This window comes from Butyrivibrio sp. AE2032 (genome assembly GCF_000702965.1).
Window position 1 is genome coordinate 1,718,745 of record NZ_JNLF01000005.1, and the last position, 12,165, is coordinate 1,730,909.

At 49.6% G+C, this 12,165-nt stretch carries 8 protein-coding genes; 6 read left to right on the plus strand and 2 right to left on the minus strand.

The window, feature by feature from the left end:
- Positions 1-38 precede the first annotated feature (38 nt).
- The 5 genes from BO18_RS25260 to BO18_RS25280 all read left to right on the plus strand — a co-directional run bounded on the left by BO18_RS25260 (position 39) and on the right by BO18_RS25280 (position 8,683).
- The gene (locus BO18_RS25260; RefSeq protein WP_034450447.1) at positions 39-2,849 is read left to right on the plus strand and encodes a glycoside hydrolase family 3 protein; all 2,811 of its coding nucleotides are present in this window, start codon (positions 39-41) and stop codon (positions 2,847-2,849) included.
- A gap of 103 nt (positions 2,850-2,952) precedes the next feature.
- Positions 2,953-3,990 (plus strand): hypothetical protein, encoded by a 1,038-nt coding sequence (locus BO18_RS25265; protein WP_034450448.1) that lies wholly within the window; start codon positions 2,953-2,955, stop codon positions 3,988-3,990.
- A 100-nt stretch (positions 3,991-4,090) separates the two neighbouring features.
- The gene (gene trhA / locus BO18_RS25270; protein ID WP_034450450.1) at positions 4,091-4,915 is read left to right on the plus strand and encodes a PAQR family membrane homeostasis protein TrhA; all 825 of its coding nucleotides are present in this window, start codon (positions 4,091-4,093) and stop codon (positions 4,913-4,915) included.
- Positions 4,916-5,055: 140 nt separating this feature from the next.
- Positions 5,056-6,705 (plus strand): leucine-rich repeat protein, encoded by a 1,650-nt coding sequence (locus tag BO18_RS33515; RefSeq protein ID WP_051689145.1) that lies wholly within the window; start codon positions 5,056-5,058, stop codon positions 6,703-6,705.
- Between the two features lie 298 nt (positions 6,706-7,003).
- Positions 7,004-8,683 carry a flotillin family protein gene (locus BO18_RS25280; RefSeq protein ID WP_066738452.1) on the plus strand — a complete coding sequence of 560 codons (1,680 nt, stop codon included), beginning with the start codon at positions 7,004-7,006 and terminating at the stop codon, positions 8,681-8,683.
- A gap of 394 nt (positions 8,684-9,077) precedes the next feature.
- Here the strand turns inward: BO18_RS25280 and BO18_RS25285 are convergent, their stop codons facing one another.
- Positions 9,078-9,872 carry a hypothetical protein gene (locus tag BO18_RS25285; RefSeq protein ID WP_034450451.1) on the minus strand — a complete coding sequence of 265 codons (795 nt, stop codon included), beginning with the start codon at positions 9,870-9,872 and terminating at the stop codon, positions 9,078-9,080.
- 222 nt (positions 9,873-10,094) lie between these two features.
- Between BO18_RS25285 and BO18_RS33520 the strand changes: the two genes are divergently transcribed.
- Complete coding sequence (locus BO18_RS33520; RefSeq protein ID WP_051689146.1) at positions 10,095-10,889, plus strand: YdcF family protein; 795 nt, start codon at positions 10,095-10,097, stop codon at positions 10,887-10,889.
- Between the two features lie 82 nt (positions 10,890-10,971).
- Here BO18_RS33520 and BO18_RS25295 read toward each other — a convergent pair whose 3' ends face one another.
- Positions 10,972-12,147, minus strand: a complete 1,176-nt coding sequence (locus tag BO18_RS25295; RefSeq protein ID WP_034450452.1) for a sodium ion-translocating decarboxylase subunit beta — start codon at positions 12,145-12,147, stop codon at positions 10,972-10,974.
- Between the last annotated feature and the right edge of the window lie 18 nt (positions 12,148-12,165).

The window sequence follows — 12,165 nt, forward strand, 5'->3', positions numbered from 1 at the left end:
CAGGTGTTTGACACTATCCGTGAGCGGAGGATTGATCGATGAATGAGATAACCCTTAACTGGAACGAATATACGGAATCAGCCATAATGACGGCCTGCGAAGGCACCGTCATGCTCGAGAATAATGACAACGTTCTGCCCCTCAAAAAAGGCACCCGCGTCGCCCTTTTCGGAAGGATGCAGACACACTACTACAAGTCCGGCACGGGTTCCGGCGGCATGGTCAACGTCAACCACGTAACGGATATCAGGGAAGGTCTCAATGACTGCCCCGACATCACTCTTGATGCGGAGCTCATGGACATATACGACAAATGGGATGCTGAAAATCCCATAGATGCAGGTCTCGGCTGGGGCAAGGAGGCATGGTCACAGCCCGAGATGCCTGTATCTGAAGAACTCTCGAAAACATTATCCGCGCGCAACGACGTCGCGGTCATAATAATCGCAAGAACGGCAGGCGAGGACAGGGACAACTCCTCCGACAAGGGCGCTTATTACCTGAGCGACACCGAGGAAGAACTCCTCGATACAGTATCGAAGACATTCGAAAAGACCGTCGTTCTCCTTAACGTCGGCAACATCATCGACATGAGGTTCGTCAAGAAGTACGGCATCAAGGCCGTCCTCTACGTATGGCAGGCCGGCATGACCGGCGGTCTGAGCGTTGCAAGGATCCTCTCGGGCAAGGTCAATCCGTCAGGCTGCCTTCCCGACACGATTGCAGAGTCTTTGGACGACTATGCGTCTTCCGCGAACTTCTGCAAGGACCTCAAAGAGGATGTCTATCAGGAAGACATCTTCGTAGGCTACAGATATTTCTCAACCTTTGATAAGACTGACGTTCTCTATCCGTTCGGCTTCGGTCTGTCCTATACCGATTTCGAGCTGACGGACAAGGAATTCAGCTTTGAAGACGGCAAGGTTACCGTAAGCGTCACCGTCAGAAATAAGGGGGCAGTGTCAGGCAAGAAGGCCGTCATGCTCTACTGCAAGGCGCCAGACGGCAAGCTTTCCAAGCCCGCAAGAGTCCTCGCAGGATTTGCCAAGACCGGCAATATCACCGCAGGCGGCGAAGAACGCGTCACCATCGAGGCACCCTTAAGAAGGTTCGCTTCTTTTGACGACGACGGCAGAACGGGATTGGGCTCAACGGGTTTCGTGCTCGAGAAGGGCACATATGAGTTCTTCCTCGGAAGCGACTTCATCTCTGCTGAGCCCGTCGGCTCTTTCGATCTTGGCGAAAACACCATGCTCGAAGCACTCGGCACCGCGCTCGCACCCACCAAGGCATTTAAGCGCCTTACCGCCATCCCCAACGGCGACGGCACATATACTAAGGGCGAAGAGGACGTTCCCGTTGCGACGGTCAACTATCTCGAGTCGCGCATGGAGCGCGTACGTCCCGAGATCCCGCAGACGGGAGATTTGGGCATCAAGCTCGCAGACGTTAAGCACGGCAGGAATACCATCGAGGAATTCGTCGCCCAGCTCACGGACGAGGACCTCTGCCTCATAATCAGGGGAGAGGGAATGGGAAGCCCCAAGGTTACGATCGGCACCGCCGCAGCGTTCGGAGGCGTCACGAGAGAACTTAAGGCAATGGGTGTTCCCACGCTCTGCTGCACCGACGGTCCTTCGGGCATGAGGCTCGACTCCGGCAAGAAGGCATTCTCCCTTCCGAACGGCACATGCCTCGCGTCGACATTCAACGTCGAAATAGTCGAAGAACTATACACATTCCTGGGTGTCGAGATGCTCTCGAACAGGATCGATGCGCTTTTAGGCCCCGGCATCAATATCCACAGACATCCCCTGAACGGAAGGAACTTCGAGTATTTCTCCGAAGATCCTCTCCTTACGGGTCTCATGGCTGCAGCTCAGGTCCGCGCTCTCGAGAAGTCCGGCGTAACACCCGTAATCAAGCACTTCTGCGCAAACAACCGCGAGACTCACAGACGCGAGATGAGCTCTGCCGTTTCTTCACGCGCACTCCGCGAGATCTATCTGCCCGCATTCGAGATCGCGATCAAAGAGGGCGGAGCAAGATGCGTCATGACGAGCTATAACCGCATCAACGATATCTACAGCGCCTGCCATTACGACCAGAACACAATGGTACTCCGCGAACAGTGGGGCTTTAAGGGTCTCGTAATGACAGACTGGTGGGCTTACATCAACAAGGAAGTCACTATTGCCGAGAAATATTCACTCGAAGATCACTCGGTCATGGCAAGGTCCCAGAACGATGTCTACATGGTATGCACATCCGTCGAGAGGGAGAACCTTCTGGAAGCCGACACCTACAAGGAACTTACTGAGGGCGACGGCTCCAACATCACCCGCGCCGAGCTCCAGAGAAATGCGATCAACATCCTGAACTTCGCCATGAACACTCCCGCAATGGACAGGGTCGAAGGCAAAGAACTCACGATCAACCACGTAGATAATCCCTTCAGTGATGATGATGTCGAAGTCGATACCGACGTCTTCTACTCGATGGAGGATGAGGTCACGATCGAATGCAAGACCAAGACTTCCAGAGGCAAGGACTTCGTTTTCGGCATCACATGCTCAAAGCAGGGCTACTATTCTCTCGCGTTCACGGGATATTCCAATCTCGGTGAGCTCGCACAGGTCCCCATGACGCTCTACATCACGAGCATCCCCGTCGCCGTCATCACGTGGAACGGCACGAACGGCGAGCTCGTCACCAAGGAAGCCGAGTGCATGATGTATACGAAGAACTGCGTCTTCCGCGCGCATTTCCCGTCGGGCGGCGTCTCCATAAAGTCGCTCACGGTAAAGTATCTGAGGCCCATCGACGGGGTGGAGGGACAGCCCGAGTAAGCCTTAACATTTAATATATTTAAGATTTGTATTAAAATAGGGTCGGCTTTTGTGTCCTGAGAGGACAGGAGAGCCGGCCTTTTACTAAACAATAAGGGGATATATGAGAAGAGATTACTTCACATGCGTATTCTTGGGACTTATCGCGGGAGCTCTGGCTTTCGTCTGTTTCGAGCCGCTCTACTTCACATATGAAGCGGTTATACCGAGGGATTTCTCTTTGTTCGAACGCGTCATGAGCGTTCTCTACACACTGTTCTTCATAGTATTCCTGCCGTTCTTTGCGGCATTCAAGAAAAAGGAATGGATCAACTGGGGCCTTGCGGCTTACGGCCTCATGGCATATTTCCCCATCTGGTTCTATCCTGCACAGGAGCTCATCAAGGGTGAGGACGCGAGCCTCGTCCACATGGCCGGCGCGCTCTGCTTAAGAGCGATCTACGCCGTAATGCAGGCTCCTTTCGCAGCGCTCTCGAGACTCATCGGCGACAAGGCCGCTTCCATGACAGTCTACTGGATCCTTCCCGTGGCCATAGTCTGGCCCGTCATCTGGAGGATAATCCGTTTCTACAGAAGAGCTTATCTTTCCGAGCAGCTAAACCCCATGACACAGGATCAGGCCGCACCGGCATCTTCGGCTCCCGAAGCTCCCGAAAAGCCTGAAGTTTTGGGTACGGTCATCACCGCGCCCGTCACCGCGCAGACGCCTGCCGACATCACACGCAAGAACAAGCCCGTCGAAAAACCTGAGGAACCCAGGCAGATGCCGCCTTCAGAAGAGGAAGAGAAGCCCGCAATGAAGGAAGGCCGCCAGGTAAGGCGCGCCGGCGTCAGAGCTCCCGTAAGACCTGTCCATATCGGTGTCGGAGCTCCTGAGGAAAAGAAGGTCGAGGCGCTGGGCGCCGGTCCGAAAGAAGATAAAAAGCCCAAGTCCGACGAACCGATAATACTTGGCGCCCCCAAGCCGAAGCCCGATGAGGCCATCCCCATGGGCGCACCTAAGCCGAAGCCTGATGAGGCGATAATACTGGGTGCTCCGAAGCCCAAGTCCGACGAAGCCATTCCCATGGGCGCGCCAAAGCCCAAGTCTGACGGGGCTATCCCGCTCAGCGCTCCTTCTTCAGATCAAAAGGACAACTGAGGCTCCGTCTCATATCTTCGAAGATTTTCCGTAAGGTTGAAAACATACCGAACACCTTGTAAAATATATCGGTTGACTATTAGGCAGGAGATTCAGATCGATGGCAAAAAACAAAAGATACTGGAAGACCATGTTGGCGAGCAGCTCCGACAAGAAGCATGCCGCAACAACAGGTGAAGACCCGCTCGAAGAAGGTCTGAAGGATCTTACATGGTTTGAAAGCTCCAAGCGTGCAGTCCAGAGAGGACTTCACAAGACCTATGAGACTTTCGGCGAAGAAGTCGGCAACTCCGTCACATCAGGCGTTGTAGTTCTTTATCTTTTAGGTCTCCTTCCTTTTGCTGCGATCAACACATACTTAAGAGTATCAGCACAGGCCGGTGCTTCACAGGCACACGTTGTCATGTCTGTTATCGCTATATCCGCTTTTATCGTTACCCTGATCCTCGCGCTCATCATGTCCACGGTATATCACCTCATGAAGCACGGTACTCCCCACAAGAGAGTAATGAACAAGGTAAACAGAAGCGTTGCTTACTTTGCAATCCTTGGTGCTTACACACCTATCTGCATCAACATCTTAAGCCCTATATCAGGCGCAGTCCTCTGGGCTCTGGAAGCTGCATGTGCGATCGCAGGCGTGCTTGTTACCGCACTTGCTTATCACACAAAGGTCGGCAAGGGATTTACTTATTTCATCTATGCATTGATGGGTTGGGGAATCATCTTCAGGATCGTTGAGTTCTACAGAAACACGTCAACAGTTACTTTCTGGCTCCTTCTTTCCGGTGCTATCGTCTACACCGTAGGCATCTTTTTCGCACCTTCAAAGAGGAGATTCAAGTTCTCCCACATGGTATGGCACTTCTTCTGCATCGCAGGTGTTGTGCTCCACGTATTGGGCTTCGTTTATTTCTTCGGCTGATCCGTTTTACTTTACGGCAACAGTATGGTCTTGATCTAATGAGGATGTCATAAACGGCATCCTCTTTTTTCTGTGTGCTATAGTATTCACATGATGTATAAGTTATCATTTATTTATAGATTCTATGGGGAGGTATAACTATGCGCAGTTTCAAAAAAGTTTTGGGGTTGTTCTTTGTCATCGCCATGATGATGACCTGTTTATCATTTGCCGCTTCAGCCGATACGAATGTCGCAGAGTCGGGAGTCATTGCTGACCAGTATTCTTATAATCTTTATTCTGACGGCCTTCTGGAGATAATATGCAAAAAAGATACAGCAGATCTTGACTCGATCGGCAAAACCACACTTGAGAAGGCTACATCCTTATTAATGGATTTTTCCGGCAGCGACGATGATCTGTTTTATGTCATGTGCAGTAAGAGTTACTGCAATATTGATGAATTTGAGTTTAAATTTGCCAAAGGCATAATTGTAAATGATCTTACGATACAGGGTTTCCCGAAATTCACCGGTGCCGCAGGCAGCGTTAACCTTCCCGGGAATTGTGAGATCTGGGGATTGGACATAATAGAATCAAATATTACGTCTTTGGATTTTCTTAAAGGGCTGAAAATTGACAGCTTTGCTTTCGATAACTGTGATCTGCTTGAATCCGTAACGGTAAGCGGAAATTACGATTCCGCCACTGTTTATGAATGTGACAAGGTCACTAAGGTGGATCTCAGGGGTTGTACAAAAATGACGTCTTGTATGATCACAAAAAATCCGGAACTTACAGAATTGTATTTTCCTGAATCATTGAAAGTTATCCGTACCGCCAGTTGCATGGGAAATTCGAAACTGACCGAAGTTAAGATTCCGGATTCTGTTATTCAGATACAGGATTATGCATTTACAAACTCAGGATTAAAGTCTGTCAGCATTCCTGACGGTGTTTTAGCTGTAGGATATTATTCTTTTGCCGGAACATCTCTCAGTACTGTCAATATTTCTGCAACCGTAAACAGGATCGATGCCAAGGCTTTCCTGGGGTGTTCCATTAAGACTGTAAATTTCGGCGGAACCCGGGCGCAGTTCGAGAAGATATGGGTCTCAAACGGTTCTTCCGCCTCAATTCCGATCTATGATGTTTTTGGAGACGCGAAGATCAATTTTAATGATACAAAGAAATCCGTATGGGTTAAGGGTGGAGACAACTGGTTCTACTTTGATGATGCAGGATTAATGTCTCTGGGCTGGAAATCCATTAATGGTTCCTGGTATATGTTCAATGAGAATACCGGTGTAATGCTCAAGGACTGGCAGAAGTCAGGTAATGACTGGTATTACCTGGGTAATGACGGAGCCATGAAGAAAGGCTGGCAGCAGATCGACGGTGACTGGCATTACTTTGGTTCTAACGGAGCCATGAGGAAAGGCTGGCAGAGCATCGGCGGCAAATGGTACTACTTTGATGAAACCGGTACCATGGTGACCGGATGGCAGTCTATAGGCGGCACCAGGTATTATTTCGAATCTTCAGGTTCAATGGTTACCGGTTGGAAGAAGATCGGCGGCGACTGGTATTACTTCAAGTCAAGCGGCGCGATGGCGGCCGGAGAATACTGCGACGGTTACTGGCTCAATTCCAACGGAAAATGGACATATCAGTACAGAGCCAAGTGGACAAAGGATTCAACAGGCTGGTGGTACGGCGATTCAACTGGCTGGTATGCCAGGAATCAGTCATTGAAGATCAACGGCAAAGTCTACAACTTTAATTCCAGAGGTTACTGCACTAATCCGTAATCGGATCTTACAAGCCAATATCTGATCGAAGAGACCGTCCCGTACGGTCTCTTTTGCTTCCCGAAAACCGCAATATCTGTACAATATCGAACGATATCGCACGATTTGTTGAAAATAAATAAATCCCACAATCCTGGAAATCCCAAATTATTCAAATATACAAATCGGATTCACGCAGATACGATTTTTCTTGACCGGGGCACCCCGTAATGTAAAATATCTTTAGCAAAATAAATGGCGCCCCGTATCACAGAGTTATGTGATGTGGGGGTTTTTTAAAGAATAGGAGGATATGGAAATGCCAGATTTTTTAACAGCTCCGATTGTTGCGGCAGCTATTATAGTTGTCATTGTAATAATCATTATTATCTCCAGCTATGTAAAGGCACCGCCGGACAAAGCTTATATCATCTCAGGTCTCCGCAGGAATCCTAAGATCCTTATCGGTAGAGCAGGACTCAAGATGCCCTTCTTCGAGAGAAAGGACGAACTCCTTATCAAGCAGATCTCGATCGACATCAAGACAGACGGTTATGTACCTACAGCAGACTTCATCGGTGTTAACATCGACGCTGTCGCAAAGGTAAGGGTCATGAGCGAAGGTGAAGGCGTTAAGCTCGCCATGAAGAACTTCCTCAACATGAAAGAGCAGCAGATCGCAGATTCACTCGTCGATTCCCTCCAGGGTAACATGAGAGAGATCATCGGTACGATCACACTGAAGGACCTCTGCAACGACAGAAAGAAGTTCGGTGACGAGGTTCAGCAGAAGGCTCAGGAAGACATGAAGCGTCTGGGTATCGAGATCATCTCCTGCAACGTTCAGCACGTAACGGATGAGAAAGACCTCATCAACGCTTTGGGTCAGGACAACATGGCCAAGATCCAGAAGGATGCTTCGATCGCTAAGGCTCAGGCTGACAGAGACGTTGCCATCGCTCAGGCTCAGGCTCAGAAGGAAGCTAACGACGCAAAGGTTGCAGCTGATACAGAGATCGCCGTAAAGCAGAACGAACTCTCCATCAAGAGAGCAGAACTCAAGACCATCGAAGATACGAAGCAGGCTGAGGCTGACGCTGCTTACGAGATCCAGAAGGAAAATCAGCGTAAGACGATCGAGGTCACAAAGACCAACGCCGACATCGCACGTCAGGAGAAGGAAGTCGACCTCAAGAGGAAGGAAGCTGAAGTTAAAGAGCAGGCTCTCGACGCTGAAGTCAAGAAGAAGGCTGAAGCTGAGAAGTTCGCTAAGCAGCAGGCTGCAGACGCTGCTCTCTATGAGAGACAGAGAAACGCAGAAGCTGAGAAGTTCGAACTCGAGAAGGCAGCTGAAGCCCGTAAGGTACAGGCTGAAGCAGACCTCTTCGCTAAGCAGCAGGAAGCTGAAGGTATCCGTAAGGTCGGTGAAGCTGAAGCTGCAGCAATCGCTGCAAAGGGTTTAGCAGAAGCTGAAGCTCTCGAGAAGAAGGCTGAAGCTATGAAGAAGTACGGCCAGGCAGCTATGATGGAAATGATCGTTAAGGCTCTTCCTGAAATGGCAGCTGAGATCGCTAAGCCTCTGTCCACGATCGATAAGGTTACCATCATCGATTCCGGCTCCGGCGTAGACGGTACAGGCGTAAGCTCAATGGGCTCCTATGTTCCTTCGGTCCTTGCACAGACCATCGAGTCAGTTAAGGAAACGACCGGAATCGACATCAGAGAGATCATGAAGGCTAATACCTACGATGCAAAGGTCAACAAGAACATCACAGTCTCCGGACTTGAGAATGTTCAGACTGTTAATGTATCTTCCAGTGAGGGTATCGTACCCGCAGCACCTGAAGCTCCCAAGGCTCCGGCTGCTCCCGTAGCACCCGCACCCGCTGCACCTGTCGCACCTGCACCTCAGCCGCCTAAGGGCCCTGAAGCTCCTCAGGCTCCGCAGGCACCTCAGGCACCCAACGGTCCGTTTATTCCTAACGGCCCCAGGTTTTAACCAAGACATCTAACTCATAGCTAGCGCGAAGAGTTGCCCCTTCGGAGGATTCCTCCGGAGGGGTTAATTATTTGAGGCGGGGGATCTTGAGACCCCGTTCCTTATGTGCTCAGCAAAGTACGCTTTTTTCGAAATTTCCGTACTCAAAATTGCAAATTGAGGGTAATGTGATTTTTTGAGTACGGTTTTGCAGGAAAAAACGTACTCATATGTACACAATGATATAAACACAGTGGGCAAGGTTTGAAATAGCACCTGCAGCCCTGCCGTCAAGGAAACGGCTGTTGCCTCGCCTTACGGCGTCCTTGACTGCAAGGCTTAGCAGGTGCTTGTGTGGATGGCATGATGGGGCAAGCCCCAACCGGGCATCAGCGATGCCGGTTTGCAAGTAAATCTACAGATTGGGATGACGGTTAACGCAGCAGAGCATTGAACCGAATATGAGCGAATTAAGTTTTGACAACAGATATCTGGTATCAAGAAGAGTATCATCGGCACTGTAAGTAAACATAAAATCCAGATCCTGAAGCAATCCGGCATTTGTTAAGTTTCCAAACTTGATCTTCGAATCTCTGATATAGTCAGAAGAATTCATTATGCCGAAGTGTTCGTGGATTTTGCATGAGTCGATCTCTTTAAAATACGGAACAAAATCAGGGTAGACCGGTTTGCGCAACCCCTTGAGCATAACCTCTGGCTCATATTTGAACGGGATATCCATCTCGGTATAGAAGATTGCTATGCTTCGCTCAGCCGCTGAACGGTAATACGTTCCGTTGAACTGATAGTATTCAGGTTTGCTGTAGCCGGTGTTGGCATCATTTTTCAGACTGTCAAAATACTGACTGTTCATTACTACAGGTGTATTTGCATCTATATACAGTGTTCTGACAATGTTTTCAGGTATAAGTTCCGGGACAGGATCTGCATACTTATATCGCCACATAGCTTCATAGACATCCAGTTCTCGTTCAAGCTCATTTCTCAACAGCATCTTCTCGTAGAAATCTTTGCCGGTTTGAGTATCCGGACAATATCTATGGTTATCGACTATGATCCGTGACTTTAGTGAACCGTTCAATCGGCGTTCATGCACCTTAACTTTGGGCAGCTGTTCAAGCTGCTTGCGGCAATAGTTGATCTTAAGAGCCAAATACTCTTTTGGAATGTATCTGTTCAGGTATTTCATGGCAAGATTATACGCGCGTGCTTTGTCGGAAATTTGTAAATAAATACGACAAAATACGACAAAAACGACATGCTCAAAAACCGGAAAAAAGCCTTCTGCGCTGATAAAGAAAAAATAAATAAAATACTACAATAAATACTTGAAAAAGTATTTGAAAGCACTGGAGTTTTGATTTTGCCGTCCTGTTATAATTCAGGTATCCGTATCCGGGGGTAAAGGACCATGAGAAGACCAGGCAAGGCAAGACGGTTTATCGGCAATCTCTGTATCATATTGGCTGTTTTATTTACGGTATATATGTCCGTCATAATGGTCGGCAGGATCAATGCGGTCGTCCTGAAAGACTCATATATAAAGATATTTAAGTATGAAATGGTCATCTGTGCGGTCTTTCTTGTTCTTGCATTGGATATTAGAACCGGCTTTTTCACAAAGCTGAGACCGAAGCTGTTGAAGGCATTGGGATGGATACTTCGTCTCGCGGTGATACTGACGGCAGGGTTTGTTATCTTCCTGTTCTCGCAAGTTACCATAGGCGGGATGATAAGCATCCCGGGTTATGCCGACCATGCGATCGTTCTGGGGCTGGCTCTTCAGAACGGACAGCCGACGCCTGATCTCCTGGGAAGAGTAGATACGGCGGCTGAGTATGCCAGAGAAAACCCTAAGGCAACGCTTATATTGTCCGGCGGAAATCCCAATGAAAACGGACTGACTGAAGCGGCGGTAATGCGCGATCTCCTGATCGAACGCGGAGTTGCAGAAGACCGGATGATCCTTGAGGATAAGGCGGAGACGACAATAGCGAATTTCAGGAATGCGGCAGAGCTCGTTGATCCCGCTCAGCCCGTTGTTCTTATCAGCAGCGACTATCACATGGAGAGGGCAGAGCAGACGGCAAAAGATGCCGGGTTTACATATGTCATAAGAAGACCTGCCCCATCGTCGGCCTATGAGTATGTCGCAAATGTCATGTGGGAAGTAATACAGAAGGTGAACCGGCTGATCTCAAAATAAGAAAAGTTTCCTGTACCTGCCCAAATGAAAGAGGCTGCACCGGACGGCACAGCCTCTTGGAAGTTTTGGTTATTATATCGGATTAACCGAAGAGTGTGAGCAGGATGCCTGCAGCAACTGCAGAACCGATAACGCCTGCTACGTTAGGACCCATGGCATGCATGAGCAGGAAGTTGGAAGGGTTCTCCTTCTGGCCGACCTTGGAAGCAACACGTGCTGCCATAGGAACGGCGGAAACGCCTGCTGCGCCGATGAGGGGGTTGATCTTCTTGCCGGACAGGAAGTACATAACGATACCGATGAGGAGACCGCCGACTGTTGCGAAAGCGAATGCGCAAAGTCCGATGATGATGATCTTAACTGTCTCGAGCTTGAGGAAGTTGGCACCGACTGCCGTAGCACCTACAGAGGTACCGAGCATGATGGTGACGATGTTGCACATAGCGTTCTGTGCCGTGTCGGAAAGACGGTCTGTAACACCTGACTCTCTGAAGAGGTTACCGAGCATGAGGCATCCCAAGAGAGGTGCAACGGAAGGCAGGATGAGAACGCAAACAACTGTAACGATGATAGGGAAGCAGATCTTCTCTGCCTTGGATACAGGTCTTGTCTGCTCCATCTTTACCTGACGCATCTTCTTTGTTGTAAGCAGTTTCATGATAGGCGGCTGGATCATAGGGATCAGGGCCATGTATGAGTAAGCTGCGATGGCGATGGCGCCGAGGAGCTCGGGTGCGAGCTTGGATGTGAGATAGATAGCTGTCGGGCCGTCAGCACCGCCGATGATACCGATGGAAGCAGCACCCTGAGGATCGAAGCCCAGGAGGCAAGCTACTACGAATGCAAAGGAGATACCGAACTGAGCGCCAGCACCCATGAAGAAGGATGAAGGTCTGGAGATCAGGGGTCCGAAGTCTGTCATGGCGCCTACTGCCATGAAGATAAGGCAGGGGAAGATATCCATCTTAACGCCGATGTAGAGGAAGTCGAAAAGACCGGGATCCTGTTCACCGCCGCCGCCCAATGCTTTCCAGTTGATCTCGCCCTGGAACCAATCGGGGTGGAAGATTCCGCCGCCGGGCCAGGGAAGATTGGTAAGGAGCATACCGAATGCGATAGGGAGTAAGAGCAAAGGCTCATACTGCTTCTTGATTGCGAGATAGAACAGGATGAACGAGATGAGGATCATCACGCCCTGCTGCCACGTCATTGTGGCAATACCTGAGGTCTCCCACAGATTTTTTAATACTTCTAACATTACCTGCTGCCCTCCCGA

What these genes read in the sequence shown, in the direction of transcription:
- BO18_RS25260 (WP_034450447.1), top strand. Translation starts at nt 39, where the DNA reads ATGAATGAGATAACCCTTAACTGGAACGAATATACGGAATCAGCCATA.
- BO18_RS25265 (WP_034450448.1), top strand. Translation starts at nt 2,953, where the DNA reads ATGAGAAGAGATTACTTCACATGCGTATTCTTGGGACTTATCGCGGGA.
- trhA (WP_034450450.1), top strand. Translation starts at nt 4,091, where the DNA reads ATGGCAAAAAACAAAAGATACTGGAAGACCATGTTGGCGAGCAGCTCC.
- BO18_RS33515 (WP_051689145.1), top strand. Translation starts at nt 5,056, where the DNA reads ATGCGCAGTTTCAAAAAAGTTTTGGGGTTGTTCTTTGTCATCGCCATG.
- BO18_RS25280 (WP_066738452.1), top strand. Translation starts at nt 7,004, where the DNA reads ATGCCAGATTTTTTAACAGCTCCGATTGTTGCGGCAGCTATTATAGTT.
- BO18_RS25285 (WP_034450451.1), bottom strand. Translation starts at nt 9,872, where the DNA reads ATGAAATACCTGAACAGATACATTCCAAAAGAGTATTTGGCTCTTAAG.
- BO18_RS33520 (WP_051689146.1), top strand. Translation starts at nt 10,095, where the DNA reads ATGAGAAGACCAGGCAAGGCAAGACGGTTTATCGGCAATCTCTGTATC.
- BO18_RS25295 (WP_034450452.1), bottom strand. Translation starts at nt 12,147, where the DNA reads ATGTTAGAAGTATTAAAAAATCTGTGGGAGACCTCAGGTATTGCCACA.